The sequence below is a fragment of the Paenibacillus polysaccharolyticus genome, assembly GCF_023714295.1.
Lineage (GTDB): Bacteria > Bacillota > Bacilli > Paenibacillales > Paenibacillaceae > Paenibacillus > Paenibacillus polysaccharolyticus_A.
The window spans coordinates 160,206-176,733 of sequence record NZ_JAMAUN010000001.1; the positions used below are offsets into that span (position 1 = coordinate 160,206).

Genomic DNA, 16,528 nt, shown 5'->3' on the forward strand with positions numbered 1-16,528 from the left:
GTCTGTGAGTGTAAGGAGACGTTGAGGCGGGAGAATCTGGAGGAGTAGCCATGAAAACTATAGAACATTTGCTAACCAGCGATTGGTATAAACAGGTCACGGCTGAACTTGTTCAGCTTAAACCTCAGGTGAAATTTGTGGAACATGCTAGTTATGAGTCATCTATGTTGATGGATTCTTTTAGAGAGCGCAAATATGTTCTGAAGGGCTTTAACGGCCCTGCTCCGACCGAAGAAGAATGTGTGCAGTGGATTATGGAACAGATTGCCGAGGACAAGGACGAGATTATGTCTTATGTGGTAGCCAGGTTAGCGTTCAGTGAGCAGTTGGATGATGATCCGGACGGAGAATTTGCTGATGGCGAAGAACTGGATGCAGGGGATCGATCCGAAGTGGTAGAGGTGTTGGGATTTACGAGATCGGTTATCGCAAACACCATTATTGAGTATGATCTGGTGAAGAATCATCCAAAACAATTAACCGCCTTTTTCAAACGCACACGCATTCCCGGCGCAGCCAAATTCGCATCACAGATTAAAAAACTCTACAAACAGGAGCGATGCCTATGAAATACTTAACAAAAGAGTGGTACGATACGTGCCAGCAAACAGGGCTTCATTTTGGGTTGAGAGTACATAAAGGCGCGGGGGCGCTGGATGAGGATATTTTCCAGAGACTGTACAAACGGAAGGAAAAAGAACATGTAAAGCAAGAGCGTGAGATATACGATACCGATCCACGTTTCATGCTGGAGAGTGATGGTCAAGTGATGACTCGTGCAGACAAAGCTTTGAGCGGGGAAGAGATCACGGCGGAAGATCAGATGGTGTATCACATGCCGCCGGAAGAGCGAGCGCATATCGAGAAGCTGATTGCAGAGTATGATGTCCGTCCTGCTTTTGATGTGAAGCAATGTAAAGACAAGTATAAAGAAGCGATGGAGTGGAACTACCAATACCATGCGGAGAAATTACCCGCGGATATCTTGAACCAGATTACAGACATCCGTGTGTTTGCACTGGGATATTGCACGAGCGAAGTTATGCAGCAACTTAAGAAAAAGAGTGCAGAGAATACCCAAGAGATGGAACGTATCGGACAAGAATACAGGGAAGCGATGTTGAACCAGAATATTGCGGATGATGTTCGCAACCAGGTACAATTTCACGATTGCGAGGTGACCGAACTGTTGCACGTAGACGATCTGGTTATTCGTTTTGACAACCGGGGAGGCTTCACTGAAATGAACAAACTCACGTTGATTGCACCTGAAATTCTTAAGCAAGAAGGTGAGGTTGTGGGCAGTCACTGGCTGTACCAGGAGCTGTACCGGATCGATAACGGGTACGAACTGCATGTTCTTTTGGATGGAGAACCCATGCCTGAATTGATTGTACGTTGTGCCGATATTGTTGCCGAGACCGAGTGAGGGGGTACCTTTCTTGATTCGTTTGCATTATCAGTAACTCTTGTATGTAAAAATAGAGATCATGCCTGTTCACACCAAGGCATGATCTCTATTTCAATGGGTCATGTATGCTTAATCCCAATTCCATATCTCTACCCGGTTCAGATGCACATGCCGGAATTCCAGATTCTCGCTAATCTTCTGCAATTCACGTACGGGACCTGTTACAACAGCTCCGTATACTTGTACGCCATTCTTTTTCAGATAGTTAAGTCGTCGTTGATCCCAATCAACACCGTTATAACTGAGGTTGCTGGTCATCCATTCCAGATCAGACATCATGGCTTGGATTTGTTCCTTCATGTTTCCTTCTGACTGCGCCTGCTTTTGGTCTTGAGGTTCTCTAGGAAAATAATTAAACCATCGACCTCCGCCATCTTCCATTTCATAGAGCGGCTTAAGCGTCAGATGAGGAACATTATAGTCAAACAGTCCTGCTCTCGAATAGGAAAGATTTTTTTCTTGCATTTCGCCTGAATAGATCGGCATCGCGGTTACTCGGACATCATACTTAGAGAGCAGCTGCATCAATTGCTCAGGCGATTTTAAATTTTTCAATGAGATGGATATCTCGGCGACATGTCCGTCATCTATTTTACGAAGTTGCTTGGAACTGCTATTTTCCTCCGTGTCCTCCTCGGAGGGTTTGCCGTCAACCAAATCATACGGAAGGTAAAATGGACCGCGTTCGTTACCGTTTAAATAAGCACCTGTGCTGCTCATCTTGTAACTGAATTTACCGGTAATACTTCGTTCGGCTTGAACCTCACCAGTGATCACTTCCGATGAACCGACGAGGCGATATACCTTCAGATTGGCTTTCTGTGTTAAAAAGGGAGTGACTTCAAACGTCTGATGGGGACTTTTTTCGACACGCAATCCGTCACCGCTCATCTCCACTACCGAAATGATGGATCGCATGAAGTCATTACGCACTTTGGATTGATCGAAATACATATGCAGAGCCGAGATATAGACATGATAGATTATAAATATTAAAAATAGAACTCCCCCTGCGTTCAGGAAAAATTTCCAGCGTGTTTTCCATACCATTCGTCTAAATTGCTTATGACTCCATTCCGGGCGTTGAGGTTCGAAATCATCTGCATGGAGTACATGCAGTTCATCGGGTTCCGTTGGCTTGGACATCATTCATTCTCTCCTTTCATCTGTAACATCTCTTCTTTAAATCGTGCTCTGGCACGAAACAGGGTAACTTTGACCTGACTCATATTCATATCCAGAACCTTGCAAAGTTCCTTGTAAGACAGCTCATTCATCTCGCGAAGCAACAGCACAGTCCGATACTGTTCGGGCAGTTTTTTCATGACTTGTTGAATGAGCCTTACCCGTTCACGAGCAGCGAGCACTTCCTCAGGAGTACGATATGTATTCTCTACACTTTGTTTCTCCAGTTCCCGGCTCATCTCCATTTCCCCGCGGTTCTTTCGGTACCAATCGATAAATAAATGTCTGGCTACTTTGTACAGCCATGCTCTGGCATAGTCGGCATGTTCGGTTTTCATGGATACCATAGCTCTGTAAAATGTTTCTTGAACTAACTCCTCAGCCGTTTCTTGTGATCCACACATCCGGTAGAGATAGAGATGCAGGGAGGACTGGTACTGTTTGAATAGTTCGGCATATAAATCACTCCTCATTCCAGATTTCATCCTCCTTCATTTAAGACAACGGGCGGAGTTGAAAAATGTTACAATTAAATTGAATATTTATTAATAATATGAATTCGATTTTGCTTTTTTCTGGCACATAAGTTCATAGACACCAAGGAGATGTACACGACTATGGAGTTATTTACAGCGTTAATTTCCGTTTTTGTATGCATTATTGTTGTGCTTATTGTTGCAGCGGTTGTGCGTTATGCCGTGGATTCGTCCAAAACATCAAGGAAACTTGATCTACTGATGAAGGAAGTACGTGATCTGCGCGTAGAAGTCAGACGGCTTCAACATGCAAAAGAGCAGGAGGATAAAAAACATATTATCGATGAAAAAGTGTAATCGCTGTGTGAAGCGGTGGATATTGTAAGTTAGTAAATAGTGGATATCACTATAACTTGAATCGGGGGTGCACAACGTTCATGACTTCAATTCAAAACGTTCAGGCTATCTTTATCGACAGAGACGGCACAATCGGAGGTACAGGACATTTTATTCATCCGAGAGACTTTGAGTTATATCCGAATGCACAGGAAGCGATTACGCTCTTAAAGCTAAACGGAATGAAGGTTTTTGCACTCACCAATCAACACCGAATTTCACGCGGACAAGCAACGGTTCAGGAGTTTGAACAGCAGTTTCAGGAATATGGATTCGATCAGGCCTACATTTGCTCACATGAAGAAGAATGCGGCTGCCGAAAGCCTAAACCCGGCATGTTACTTCAGGCCGCGGAGCAGTACAATTTGGATTTGACCAAGTGCATCGTTATCGGAGACGTAGGCGAGACAGACATGCTTGCTGCACACGCTGTAGGCGCGACTAAGATCATGGTGAGAACAGGCTGGGGCGAATCCTCATTAACGAAGTTCAGAGATAAGTGGGCTCAGACGGAGCCGGATTATATTGCAGCTGATATTTTGGAGGCAGTGCACTGGATTATTGACAATTTGAATGAGTAAATGTTTAGTGTATAAGGGGAGTGATGGGATGATCGCAAGAACATGGCATGGAGCTGTACCGCTGGAGAACAAGGAAGCTTTTCTGGAATATGAGGTTGAAACAGGTGTGAAAGATACACTCGCTGTTAAGGGAAATCGCGGAGCGTATCTGAAAGTTGTGGAGCAAGGAGACTACGCACACTTTTTCCTGTGCACCATGTGGGAGGATATGGAGTCCATGATGGCATTTGCAGGGCCTGAGCCTACCATTGCGGTAACGTATCCAAAGGATGAGGAGCTTGGGTTGATCTCTGATCCGATTGTCATTATACAGGAAGTAACCAGTGCAGATAGTCCATTTGAGGATTAAACGAGAAGTGGTTTGCGAAAATGAGATAAAACACAGGAGAAAGGAAAAAGGAAAAGGAGAAAGATATGATGAACGTCAGCCCAAGCACCAAGGAGATCAACGAGCTTTTTCAAAGGCACAGCATTCACGAACACATCGTGGAAGTAAAGCAGCTGTCGGGAACGACGGCGGGGCGGGTGTTCAGGCTACTTGCGAGCTCGGGCGAACGGTACATTTTGAAATGGGATGATCCTGAGGACATTCGTGTTACATGTCAGTTTCTGAATACATACAGTGAAGCGATGCTGCTGCCGAAGGTTCTTTTTACGAGTTCGGACCACAGTTATTATGCATACAGCTTTATGGAAGGCGAGACTCATAACCATGGGGGAGCGAAGAAAGCCTGGTTAACCCGGCTTGTGAAAGAGCTATTGAATACATATGTGCGTTTGCCGGACACAAAGCCATGGGGAAGAATGGAGTATCCACGCGAGACATGGAAGGGATTCAATCAGATTAGTATTGATGAGGCGAGAGAGAATCTTGGTGATGTGCTTGCAGCGGAAGACTACAATCTGGTTCAATCTACAGTGAATCGTCTGTTTCATGAGGATGAGTCGGAGAGGTTTCTTTTGCATGGGGATACAGGTGTTCATAATATTGTGTTTGAGCAAAAGGAACTGGTTGGGGTCATTGACCCATCTCCGATGGTCGGCCCGGTTCTCTATGATTTTCTCTATGCTTTTTGTTCCTCCCCCGATGACCTTGACCCGATATTGTTATGGGATGTATTCGGTCATCTTGAGCAGGTGACTATGGATAAGTTCAGATTGATGGAAGAAGCGCTGGTCCATCTATACTGCCGGATCGGGCTAAGCAACAAACATCATCCGCAGGACTTGCCAGAGTATCTCGAAGCGTGGGATTTGTGGAAACGGTATATAACATAAAGCCAACCTTCGCTTGGAAGGTTGGCTTTACTTTTGCATTAAGGAAAACCATATTATTTTGTGAAGAATGGAATAGCCTCTTTTAGAATTTCTTCACCCGACAGAGGCCCCTTACCCAGTGCCCATATTTCATCATTAACAACGAGCACATGTTTATCTTTCACCGCTTTAATCGATTGGAAGGTGCTGTTATTCATCCATTTATCCAGGTCAGCCTTCGCCCCATAGATGACCAGATAGTCCGGGTTTTCCTGTACAAGGGTTTCCAGATCTACATCGGCTACGTCAATCTTGCCTGGCGTCTGTTGCTGACTGGACTTGTTCTCATCGAAGCTGTATTCCGCACCGATTTTCTCCAGCAGTGTTGCGATATATGAGGTTTTCATCCAGATGTAAAAGTTTTTCTCCAGTGCTTTTACGACGATAACTTTAGGTGTGCCCTGGATTTGAGCGTGGGTCTGTTCAATGTTCTGGTTCAGTTCATTCATGACCTGATCATGTTCTTTTTGTTTGCCAAGCAAGGTTCCCAGCACAGCGAAGTTCTGCTCCATGTCTTTGTAACCGTTCGTATAGAGCGCGATGGTCGGTGCAATTTTCTCCAGATCCTCACGTATGGCTCCGTGCACATCGGCATTGGCGATAATCAGATCGGGCTTGAGGGAAGAGATGACTTCCAGATTAGGCTGCTGGTGATTTCCAACAAAAGTATAGTCCTTCACCTGATCTTTCAGATAACCAAGCACTTCCGCTTTATAAGAGCCCGCAATCCCTGTTGGCGTTACACCAAGGGAGACGAGTTCATCCGTGAAGGAGAAATGCAGGGTAACGATTTTTTGGGGCGAGGCAGAGAGTTTTGTTTCTCCCCAGGCGTTCTTTACAACAAATGAACCGTCTGAATTAGAGGTAATTGAAGGAGCCGTTGTTGTATTGGCTTCATTTGAATCTTGGTTTGAAGATGATGTTGCAGTGGAGGAAGTGGACGCATTACCACCATCCGCTTTACTCGGTTCATTGGCAGAAGCCGCTGACTCCTTGTCCGATGTAACACCAGCGGTGTTGCCAGCCGTTCCTCCGCCACATGCGGTGAGAACCAGCACAAGAGTTAATATAATTACCATAAATAGTGATGTTCGTTTCATTGGGAATGAACCCTCCATATAGAAAATTATTTTTTCTGTCCTTGCTTGATGATCAGGTATACAAAATAGGGCGCGCCGATTAACGATGTAATGATGCCAACGGGAATCTCCATTGGAGGGATCAGAATGCGGCCAATCATATCGCCAAGCATGACAAGTAGCGCGCCGAGCGCCGCGGTAAATGGGAGAGAACGGATGAAGTTCTCTCCAACCAGCTTATGGGACAGATGCGGAATAATAAGTCCAACAAAGCTGAGATTCCCCGATATACTGGCTGAGCTTGCGGATAAAGCGAGAGCCACAATGAGTAATACCGTTCGCACCATGCGAACCCGGGTGCCTAAGGACACCAGCACGGATTCATCCAGCTTCAAGACATTTAAGTACCTTACGAGCAAGATGGCGGCTAACAATCCTGCTAGCGTCCACGGCCACAACATCTCCACATGTTGCAAGCTGCGCGCATATAAGCTGCCTTTAAGCCAGACCAGTGCCTGACTGGAACTCATGGCATATTTAACGATAAGCATTTTGATGATGGCTTGTAAAGCAGTACTAACGGCTATACCCACAAGAGCGAGCCGGATCATGGATGTGCCCTGGCGGCGATAAGCGAGCAGAAAAATGATTAGACTTGCCGCCGCCGAACCTGCCATCGAATAGAAAGGCAGCCAGATTGCGGGTGTTAACGGCGCAAGTAAAATAATGACTACGGTCACCAGCCCGCCACCTGCTGTTGCCCCGATGACATCAGGTGAAGCCAGAGGATTACGCAGGACAGTTTGCAGGATGGCACCTGCGACAGATGCAGCAATGCCTACAAGCATGGCGCAGAGAACACGAGGCAACCGAAGCTCAACAATCGTGCCGGATTGAGATTGAAACTGTGCGATGATTTCATGGAACGTAACGGGGGTTGCCCCGAAACGAAGCGACAGGATGAATACTAGCGCTATCGAGAATAAGACTGCGGTCATCAGTGCAGCAAAGCTCCAGTTGGACCGGGAGGACGGATTTTTTAAACGTGTCATGAACGTTTCCTCCCGCGCATGCGCATGAGCACGATGAAGAACGGTGCTCCAATAAACGCAGTAATAAGTCCAACCGGTGCTTCCAGCGGATAGAAAAGCAGGCGTCCGATCAGATCGGCATACACGAGAAGCACACTGCCTGTCAGGGCAGCGAGTGGTACAATCACCCGATAATCGATACCTGTTAACGTACGAATAATATGTACTGCCATTAAGCCAATGAACCCGATGGGGCCGCATACCGCCGTTGCTGCACCAACGAGCACAATAATGGCTACCATGATTCCGCTCCGTACCATGGTTAACCGTTGTCCGACAGATATCGCTGTATCCTCACCCATAGACAATACATTTAACTGGGATGCAAACAAGCAACAAAGGATACTAACGGGAACGAGAGTAACTAGCGAGAACATGACATCTTCCCAGGACATGCCCGACAGATCGCCGGCCATCCAGCGCAGCAGTTGATACAGATCGGTATCATGGAATATGATCAGCGTGGTGGTCATTGAACTGAAAAACAGACTGTTCACCAGTCCCGTGAGCACTACACTGCTTGAACTGAAGCTGCTCCGTACACTGAGCACATAGATTAGAATGCCGCTGAGCGCTGTTCCCAACATGGAAGCTGTTACGGTGAAAAAATGGAATGTCTGGAATTGCATCAGCACCATCAGTGCAGCAATCATCATATTGGCACCCTGATTAATGCCCATAACCTCCGGGTCTGCCAGATCATTCGATGTTAAAGACTGAAGCAGACATCCCGCAATACCGAGTCCGGCACCAACAAGTACCGCAGCGAGAATTCGGGGCAGTCTAATCGTGGTTACCGAGCGAATCAGGGATTCGTTGTCCGTCCAGGCGAACCAGTTGAACAGGATCGGTTCCTTGCGACTGGGTTGCAGGTGAAAGATCATGGCCAGATATGCGCCCGCAACAAGCAGGATGAGTAATGTCAGGCCGATCCAGATGGGCTTCGACAGGCCTAGATGTTTTCGTACGGCAGAAGCACGAGATGAATTATGAAATGAAAGAAACATGCCGGATTACGTTCATCCCCTTTTCGTTTTTAATGAAAATGATTATCATTGTTGATATAATACATAACAGTTGTGTGATTCATGTGTGTTTAGGAGGAAAATTGTGAGACGTTCCGTTTTATTAATAGAAGATGAAGAATCCATTCGTGAGCTGGTCACGGATTACTTCACGCAATCCACTTGGCAAGTTATTGAAGCAGCTAACGGGGAAGAAGCACTTGAACTGTTCAATGCCTGTCCTCCAGACTTGGTGATTGTAGATCTGATGATTCCCAAAGTGAGTGGCTGGAATGTGTGCCGGCAGATTCGATCTCAGTCTACCGTGCCCATCATTATCCTTACTGCAAAATCGGAAGAAGAGAATAAGCTGCTGGGCTTTGAGCTAGGTGCCGACGATTATGTGACGAAACCGTTCAGCCCGCGAGTGCTGGTTGCCCGCGCAGAGACATTAATGAAACGTGTGGACAATACGGTAGGACAGGAGGAGCCGATCATCTCTTTTGGCAATATAAAGGTATATGAGAGAAAACGAGTGGTGGAGTCAGGGGGGCAACCCGTTGAGCTGTCCTATAAGGAATATGATGTGTTGCTGCACTTGCTCAGGCACCGGAACTTTCCTTTGACGCGTGAACATTTGTTAAATCAAGTGTGGGGTGTGGACTATTTTGGCGACCCTCGCGTGGTGGATACTCATATCAAAAATCTGCGTAAAAAATTAGGTGAAGATGCCGGATATATTCGTACGGTGTTTCGCGTCGGATACAAGTTTGAGGTTGAATCGTGAAAACGAGAGGGATCGTATTTAAGCTTTTTGCTGCCAATCTTGTATTTTATATCGTCTTCTTTGCAACGGTTGTGGCAGGACATTTCTGGTTCTTTGAACGATTCTATCAGCATGAGCGAGCCAGTGATTTGGGTAAAAAGCTAGCATCCTTCGCTTTGGACTATGCCCGGCATAAATGGCCTGAGGAGAAAACACCCATGGTGATGGGTAGTTTCATAACACAAAATCATGTGCAAATGGCGGTTCTAAGTAAAGAGGGTGAGGTTCGCTACGATAACCCGTTTCGAATTCAACTGGATACGGGTGCAGGACAATTGTTGCCAATCGCAGTTTCCTTTTTCCCGGATATCTCGGCTCTGACTTCGTATGGCTTGCAGCCTGGTGATCGCGTGACGGTGCAAGGTGCTTATTACATGGAGCAGGGAAACGCGCTGTTCTCGCCTTATGTCATTCGTAGAGAAGGGTCACCGGCGGTGGGGGTGCTTCCTCACAACGCCGATCGGGAAGGCGTCATAGAGATTAGTGGCACCGTAAACTCGGTATTGTTGCCTGCGCCGGGTCAGTGGAATAACAGGGAAGGTATTATGGCGGCTGCGCTACGCGTGTGGTTTCCTTTACCGGAAGTAGAGCGGGAGCAGCTGGATCGGGGCGAAGCATTTCATACCGAATGGAAGGAACCGGTGAGCGGTGTGCATAATCTGGTGTTTGTGCAACCGATTGTTTGTGATGGTAAGGTCGTGGAGTATCTGTTTGCTCTAACGCCCTTGACACAGCTTGGGGAGGCATTTGGCGCGCTGGAGGTATATTACGCCTTTTTCAGTATTGCCGGGGGGCTACTGCTGATGGTGGTTCTGTCCTTTTTCTTCTCCAAAATCGTTTCACGTCCGTTATTACAATTGAATCGTGATGCGGCTCGCATGGCAAAGCTGGATTTCACGGCCATGGCCCCGATTCAGAGTAAGGATGAGCTGGGTAGTCTGTCCGAAAGTCTCGTCAGTCTTTCTTCCAATCTGGATCGTACGCTAAGGGAGCTTCAACTCACGAACGAGAAACTGGTGCTGGAGATGGAATATAAAAGCCGGATGGAGCAGTTGCAGAAACGTTTTGTGTCGGATGCTTCGCATGAATTAAAGACACCCATCAGTGTGGTGAAGGGATATGCGGAAGGACTTCTGGATCAGATCGCCGAAAATAAACGAGAGCGTTATATTCGTACCATTTTGCGAGAAGCCGATCGGATGGAAAAGCTGGTGCTCGATATGTTGGAATTGACCCGGCTGGAGGCTGGCGCGGTGAAGCTACGTATGGAATCGTTTACGGCGGATCAACTTGTAGCTGAATGTGTGGAGAAGATGAGACAACTCGCCAAGGCTAAGCAGATGAAGTTCGAGGTGCAGGGTGACCGCAATGTACATGTCTGGGCAGATGCCGAGAAGATGCAGCAGGTCTTGCTGAATTATGTGAGCAATGCGATTCGCAACGGGAATGAAGGAAGTAGCATACGGATAGATATCCAGCATTATCGTGAGCATGAACAAGTGTGTATTGTTGTAGAAAATGAAGGGCCGTCCATTGCAGAGCATGAGCTGACACGGATATGGGATCGATTCTACCGCGAGGAAGATGCGCGCAGTCGTCAGGCCGGTGGAACCGGGCTGGGGTTATCTATCGTGAAGGAGATTGTACAACTGCATCAGCAGTCCTATGGTGTAGCAAATACGCCGAATGGCGTAAAATTTTATTTTACGTTGCAAAGCTCGTCGGAAGATGAGTGATTGTTCCTGAACGTACTGGTCGATGATCGGATTTCTGTGGCTGGAGTACTGTTGAAATAAAAGGGATCGTGGAAATGTTTATCAGCTTATAAGAAGAGGGCCTTGGCTTAAAGCCAGGGCTCTTGTCATTTTAATTAATATTTCATGAAAAGAATCTATAGGCACGTTTACCGGGTGTCGCTACGACTTAAGTAGTACTCCAGCTCTGAAATGAGAGTGTCAGAATTCTAACGATCCCCACGAAGCTTATTTACTCTGATATGAGGGTGTCCAAATTCTAACGATCTCCAGGAAGCTTATTTCATCCAGAAACATAAAAAATATACTGTATTGACGCAAAATCAGCTAAATAGCGTCTCTGGTGATCGTTAGAAAATAAAAAGCAGCGAAACAGGCCGAATAAGGCTTCTGGTGATCGTTAGCGTTTTAGTTGAGTAAGGATACAATGAAAATGAACATCGTTCCATTCAACAATACAAACAGTCAATGCTGGTGAATCAATGATGTATCACGGAGGAGGGAGTATTATGACGAGCAATTATAAGATTCCTGAATTGTTGCAAGATATGATGGATTGGGAGCAGGAAATCAGGCACGTAGTACCCTATCTGGAGACACCTACAGGTTATTTTCTACAATTCGATCCTTATGATCACGGGGGTTACTGGAGTTCTCCTGCGGATGCGATCGTGTTTGCCAATACAGGCATGGACGGCATTCATTATTCATTTTTGACGGACTTTGGACATGCTTCTGATCTAAGTTTAGCGCCTGTAATTCGTGTAGACCCCATGGATTTTGGTAACTATGCGAGAATCATCGCCAGCAATATCCGGGATTTTTTTGCGCTTAGTTTTTCAGGTCATGAGGATCTCCTACTCAATGAATTTGAATCGAAACAACAGTACCTGAACTATGTCATGGAGCAAGAGGATGATGCGCGCGAAAGTGAATACTTTGACGGGAAACGCTGGGATCTTGAAAAAAACAAGGTTCGGAACTTGGCTATGCAGCGATTTGATCTTCAGCCCATCTCCGACGGATACTCATACATTCAGGAAGCACGGCAGATCAGACGTGGTGAAGTCATTATCGACACACTAGATGGCCTTGGCGTTGCGCTGGGGAAAGATTTAGTGAGTGATTGTAAGAGAGCGGAGCCTCATCCGTGGCATGAGAAAGAAATTCCATACGATCATAAGGAGCAATTAAAATCCTACATATCGAGCGCAGATCAGGTGGGGCTGTTTAGTTTAATCCGGGACAGTCAGGCACAAGGGTTCGATGACCCTGATGTATACCGAGCGATGAAAGATCGGCTCGTTTCATTTGGTCTGACGATGGAAGCGCGAAAGCTCATGCACTACAGGTAAAATGTGTTGAAACCTAGACGTAATTTTATTCAACCTATAAAATGGGATTATAAAACGAAACTAAGTTTCAATCAATGAAACTTAGTAGGGAGGATGAATCAAATGGCCTATCATTTCAATGGCATTGATCATGTGCAGTTGGCTGCTCCTGAAGGTTGCGAGAAGGAAGCTAGAGATTTTTTTAATCAAATTCTTGGATGGACAGAAATTCCTAAGCCGGAACAGCTACAGAAACGCGGCGGTGTGTGGTTTCAATGCGGCGTCCATCAGGTTCATATCGGTGTGCAACATGATTTTGTACCTGCTTCCAAAGCCCATCCGGCCTTTCATGTCCAGAATCTAGAGCAGCTGCGTGAACATCTGCACAAGCACGGTTTCGAAGTATTAGATGATGAAGCAAGATCAGACGAGGGAGTACGGCGTTTTTATCTGAATGATCCCTTCGGGAATCGATTGGAGTTTCTGGAATTCATTGCAGTATAAACAGCAAAAAACAGGGCGATCCCTTAACGGGAATCGGCCTGTTTTGTCTTATCCCAATAAAAGGGAGTATCCGCTAACCTGCGATACGTTAATGATGGTGATGCGCATGTGCATCGGGTGCGTCACCTTTGACGGTGCAGAGGACGGAGGTATCGTGAAGATGCTTTTCAGACTCGACCTGCAAGGTGACATGTTTGATCTCTTTGTGTTCCAGCAGATGTTCGATCTTCTGTACAAGCACCTCGGACGCATATACATCCATCGTGCCATCTACCACGATATGGGCGGTCAGTGCATTCAGGTTGCTGGTGATTGACCAGACATGAACATCGTGTACACCTTTGACGCCATCCACCTGTTGAATCGTCTGCACCAGATCGTTCACATCGACGTTTGCGGGTGTGCCTTCCATGAGAATGTGCAAGGAAGATTTGGTGACATAAAATCCACTGCGTAATACCAGCACCGCCACGATGACACTTGCCAGCGGATCAGCCCAGCCCCAGCCGAAGAACATCATGAGCAGGGCAGCAGCAATCGCACCAATCGAGCCGAGCATGTCGCTGATCACGTGAAGATAAGCACCGCGCATGTTCAGGTTGCTCTCGGTATCGCTGCCACGCATCATAATCCAAGCGACCAGAATGTTCACGAGTAGTCCGATTGTACTGATGATCAGCATGCCCATCGTTGCCACTTCAGGCGGGTGGATAAAGCGGCCAATGGCCTCGTAAAAAATGTAAAGCGCTATAGCAATTAACGTGACGCCGTTTAGGGTGGCCGCTAAAATCTCGAAACGTCTGTAACCGTAGGTTTTACCCGTATTGACGGCTTTTTCCCCGAAAGTGAATGCCAGTAAGGCAATCCCAAGGGCAATGGAGTCTGAGAGCATATGACCTGCATCGGAGATGAGTGCAAGACTGTTCGTAATGAATCCCCCGAAGGCTTCTACGATCATGTAGAAGGTAATGATAATGAAGGAAAAGAGCAGTACCTTTTTGTTATTCGTGCCGTGCGCGTGATTGTGTCCATGATCGTGGGTATGATTGTGCCCATGTTGCTGTCCTGACATTGTAATCCTCTCCTTTGGAACGATCCTCTGTTATGTATGTTGCGTGATCATGTAGCGTTACGTGTTACTTGTGGATGTGTTGCTGATCATTTTGGTAATACGGTTCACTCTTATTTATATGAACATATGAGCAATAACTCATATGTTTTAAATTTATTATAATTCGGCCTCATAGTAGTGTCAACCAGATTTGCGAAAATATAAACATGCATCCACACAGACAGCTGTACTGCCAACTGCACCACTTAGATGCACTGGCTAATGGCTTCGTTTTTGTGCTACCATCGGGGCAGGATCACTATAGAAGGGCGGACTACGAGATGAAACATCTGCTACTAGCAGACGATGATGTGAATATTCGCGCACTGTTGCGCCATGTCATGACGAAGGAGGGATACCGGGTACATGAAGCACAGGATGGTGTGGAGGCGGTCCAAATGATACAGCAGACCCCCATCGATCTTGCGATCTTGGATGTGATGATGCCAGGCATGGACGGACTTGAGCTGTGTGATTACATACGTCAGCATTACGACATTCCTATTATATTGCTGACCGCAAGGGATCAGCTGGCAGACAAGAAAGAAGGATATTTACGGGGCACGGATGAGTATGTGACCAAGCCGTTTGAACCTGAGGAACTGGTGTACAGGGTCAAAGCGTTGTTTCGCCGATATCACCGAACTTCCAGCGATATCATTCGCATGAACCGGATCGTGATTGACCGCAACAATGTGGAAGTAAGCGATGGACAGTCGATTCTTTTTTTACCGATGAAAGAGTTTGAACTACTGTCTCAGCTTGCGCAGTTTCCGGGGCGCCTGTTCTCGCGTGATGAATTGATTCGTCTTGTCTGGGGGGCGGATTATGAAGGGGACGACCGAACGGTCGACGTACATATCAAGCGGTTGCGTGACCGCTTTGCGGACTATACAGATGATTTTGTGATTCAGACGGTGCGGGGCATTGGATACAAAATCGAGGTGAAATCGCATTGAGATCGTTATACGTTCGCATATTTCTCATTACGGTGGCGGTGATTATCGTCAGTAGTTTGCTCGGATTCTTTTTCTCCAACATCTACTATCACGCTAAACTCAAAGACTTTAATGATGAGAAGTTGGTTGGTATCGCCATGGACATGAAAAAGTTTGCCGAAGAGCAGCCTGAGCCGAGTACGGTTCAGCGATATCTTCACAATGCAGCGGCATTAGGATACGAAATCTATGTCACCGATGGTCAAGGCGATGATCAGTTTTACGGCCGTGAATTCCGCGAAAAGGAGTTGGACAAGCAGGCTGTTCGTCTGGTTCTAGGCGGCGATGTGTATCATGGCGTGGCCGAGTTTCCGAGCCAACCGTTTATTACCGGATTTTTTGACAACCAATTAAGCAATACGGTGGGGGTTCCACTTCAGGTGGGCGAGGTTCGTTACGCCATGTTCATGCGTCCCGATGTTATTTTGCAATTTGGAGAACTGCGGATTTTCTTTGCGCTCATTGGGGCATTAACGGTGGGTATCAGTGTGCTGATTTTCCTGTTTAGTACGCGTTATCTGGTCAATCCGATTGAACGGCTGTCTGAAGCGACAAAACGTATTGCGCAAGGCAATTATAATCTGAAATTAAATACAGCAAGGCGTGACGAGATCGGGCAACTCGCCCAGCATTTTATGACGATGAGCCGTGAATTGGAACGGGTGGACAAGGCCCGGCAACAGTTCGTGTCCAACGTATCCCATGAGATTCAGTCACCTTTAACCTCCATTCAGGGATTTGCGCAATTGGTAGCGGATCGGGAATTACCGGAGCAAGAACGGGCGCACTATGCATCCATTATTGAAAAAGAGAGCCGGCATCTCTCGTTGCTCAGTAAACAATTGTTACTCCTGTCTTCCTTGGAACAGGGTCATGAAGATATGACGCAAACCCAAGCTACCTTCGCGCTGAGAAGCCAATTCCGTCAGGCGGTTCAAGTGTTGCAATGGCAATTGGAGGAGAAAGAGTTATCCCTGCGCATGTCTGTACCGGAATCCATAAAGATTACAGGCAATGAAGTGTTACTGATGCAGGTTTGGATGAACTTGCTTGGTAATGCGGTGCAGCATCTGCCGAAGGGCCGTAGCATTGAGGTTCGGGCAGAGCAGTTGGATAAAGCGTGTGTCGTGTATATTCAGGATACTGGAGACGGAATTGCAGCCGAGCATCTGCCTTTTTTGTTTGACCGTTTCTACCGGGCGGATCATGCACGTGAACGTTCATCTGGCGGGACCGGCCTGGGCCTTGCGATTGTGCAGAAAATTATTCGTCTCCATCACGGCACCATTGAGGTGTCCAGTTCAGCTGAAGGCACGCTCTTTACCGTAACGCTTCCACAGATGTAATGTGTTATTCATTTTCCGTTCATTTTCACCCCCTATACTTGGATTATCAAGAGGG

General features: G+C 46.7%; 18 protein-coding genes. 12 read left to right on the plus strand and 6 right to left on the minus strand.

Annotated features, from left to right (window positions below; translation table 11 throughout):
• Positions 1-50: 50 nt before the first annotated feature.
• Together M3629_RS00760 and M3629_RS00765 are read left to right on the plus strand one after the other, a co-directional pair.
• Entirely contained in the window at positions 51-569 is a 519-nt protein-coding gene (locus M3629_RS00760; RefSeq protein WP_251502474.1) for a hypothetical protein, read from the plus strand.
• Positions 566-1,429 (plus strand): DUF4085 family protein, encoded by an 864-nt coding sequence (locus M3629_RS00765; protein ID WP_251502475.1) that lies wholly within the window; start codon positions 566-568, stop codon positions 1,427-1,429. The genes M3629_RS00760 and M3629_RS00765 overlap by 4 nt, the downstream gene beginning before the upstream one ends.
• A gap of 111 nt (positions 1,430-1,540) precedes the next feature.
• On the opposite strand, the gene M3629_RS00770 is transcribed toward M3629_RS00765, so the two are convergent.
• Together M3629_RS00770 and M3629_RS00775 are read right to left on the minus strand one after the other, a co-directional pair.
• Entirely contained in the window at positions 1,541-2,620 is a 1,080-nt protein-coding gene (locus M3629_RS00770) for an anti sigma factor C-terminal domain-containing protein (RefSeq protein WP_251502476.1), read from the minus strand.
• Entirely contained in the window at positions 2,617-3,129 is a 513-nt protein-coding gene (locus M3629_RS00775) for an RNA polymerase sigma factor (RefSeq protein ID WP_251502477.1), read from the minus strand. The genes M3629_RS00770 and M3629_RS00775 overlap by 4 nt, the downstream gene beginning before the upstream one ends.
• 144 nt (positions 3,130-3,273) lie before the next feature.
• Between M3629_RS00775 and M3629_RS00780 the strand changes: the two genes are divergently transcribed.
• The 4 genes from M3629_RS00780 to M3629_RS00795 all read left to right on the plus strand — a co-directional run bounded on the left by M3629_RS00780 (position 3,274) and on the right by M3629_RS00795 (position 5,387).
• Entirely contained in the window at positions 3,274-3,489 is a 216-nt protein-coding gene (locus tag M3629_RS00780; RefSeq protein ID WP_251502478.1) for a hypothetical protein, read from the plus strand.
• 89 nt (positions 3,490-3,578) lie between these two features.
• Positions 3,579-4,109 carry an HAD-IIIA family hydrolase gene (locus tag M3629_RS00785; RefSeq protein WP_251504387.1) on the plus strand — a complete coding sequence of 177 codons (531 nt, stop codon included), beginning with the start codon at positions 3,579-3,581 and terminating at the stop codon, positions 4,107-4,109.
• Positions 4,110-4,137: 28 nt separating this feature from the next.
• Positions 4,138-4,458 (plus strand): hypothetical protein, encoded by a 321-nt coding sequence (locus tag M3629_RS00790; protein WP_251502479.1) that lies wholly within the window; start codon positions 4,138-4,140, stop codon positions 4,456-4,458.
• A gap of 65 nt (positions 4,459-4,523) precedes the next feature.
• The gene (locus M3629_RS00795; RefSeq protein WP_251502480.1) at positions 4,524-5,387 is read left to right on the plus strand and encodes a phosphotransferase; all 864 of its coding nucleotides are present in this window, start codon (positions 4,524-4,526) and stop codon (positions 5,385-5,387) included.
• Between the two features lie 53 nt (positions 5,388-5,440).
• Here M3629_RS00795 and M3629_RS00800 read toward each other — a convergent pair whose 3' ends face one another.
• Genes M3629_RS00800 through M3629_RS00810 form a run of 3 tightly spaced genes read right to left on the minus strand, consistent with a single transcriptional unit; the run spans position 5,441 to position 8,603 of the window.
• Positions 5,441-6,526, minus strand: a complete 1,086-nt coding sequence (locus M3629_RS00800) for an ABC transporter substrate-binding protein (RefSeq protein WP_251502481.1) — start codon at positions 6,524-6,526, stop codon at positions 5,441-5,443.
• Between the two features lie 26 nt (positions 6,527-6,552).
• The gene (locus M3629_RS00805; protein WP_251502482.1) at positions 6,553-7,557 is read right to left on the minus strand and encodes a FecCD family ABC transporter permease; all 1,005 of its coding nucleotides are present in this window, start codon (positions 7,555-7,557) and stop codon (positions 6,553-6,555) included.
• Positions 7,554-8,603 carry a FecCD family ABC transporter permease gene (locus tag M3629_RS00810; RefSeq protein ID WP_251502483.1) on the minus strand — a complete coding sequence of 350 codons (1,050 nt, stop codon included), beginning with the start codon at positions 8,601-8,603 and terminating at the stop codon, positions 7,554-7,556. Before M3629_RS00810 ends, M3629_RS00805 begins: the two co-directional genes overlap by 4 nt.
• A 103-nt stretch (positions 8,604-8,706) precedes the next feature.
• On the opposite strand from M3629_RS00810, the gene M3629_RS00815 reads away from it, so the two are divergent.
• The 4 genes from M3629_RS00815 (at position 8,707) to M3629_RS00830 (ending at position 13,018) form a co-directional block, all read left to right on the plus strand.
• Positions 8,707-9,387 (plus strand): response regulator transcription factor, encoded by a 681-nt coding sequence (locus M3629_RS00815; RefSeq protein ID WP_251502484.1) that lies wholly within the window; start codon positions 8,707-8,709, stop codon positions 9,385-9,387.
• Positions 9,384-11,162, plus strand: coding sequence for a sensor histidine kinase (locus tag M3629_RS28585; RefSeq protein ID WP_251502485.1), 1,779 nt, complete (start codon positions 9,384-9,386; stop codon positions 11,160-11,162). The genes M3629_RS00815 and M3629_RS28585 overlap by 4 nt, the downstream gene beginning before the upstream one ends.
• A gap of 527 nt (positions 11,163-11,689) precedes the next feature.
• A complete protein-coding gene (locus tag M3629_RS00825; RefSeq protein ID WP_251502486.1) occupies positions 11,690-12,535 on the plus strand; it encodes a hypothetical protein in 846 nt (281 codons plus the stop codon).
• 102 nt (positions 12,536-12,637) lie between these two features.
• Positions 12,638-13,018: a VOC family protein gene (locus M3629_RS00830; protein WP_251502487.1), complete on the plus strand. Its 381-nt coding sequence runs from the start codon at positions 12,638-12,640 to the stop codon at positions 13,016-13,018.
• Between the two features lie 88 nt (positions 13,019-13,106).
• Here the strand turns inward: M3629_RS00830 and M3629_RS00835 are convergent, their stop codons facing one another.
• Complete coding sequence (locus M3629_RS00835; protein ID WP_251502488.1) at positions 13,107-14,090, minus strand: cation diffusion facilitator family transporter; 984 nt, start codon at positions 14,088-14,090, stop codon at positions 13,107-13,109.
• Positions 14,091-14,410: 320 nt separating this feature from the next.
• On the opposite strand from M3629_RS00835, the gene M3629_RS00840 reads away from it, so the two are divergent.
• Together M3629_RS00840 and M3629_RS00845 are read left to right on the plus strand one after the other, a co-directional pair.
• Positions 14,411-15,088, plus strand: a complete 678-nt coding sequence (locus M3629_RS00840; protein WP_251504389.1) for a response regulator transcription factor — start codon at positions 14,411-14,413, stop codon at positions 15,086-15,088.
• Entirely contained in the window at positions 15,085-16,473 is a 1,389-nt protein-coding gene (locus M3629_RS00845; protein WP_251502489.1) for a sensor histidine kinase, read from the plus strand. The genes M3629_RS00840 and M3629_RS00845 overlap by 4 nt, the downstream gene beginning before the upstream one ends.
• Positions 16,474-16,528: the final 55 nt, after the last annotated feature.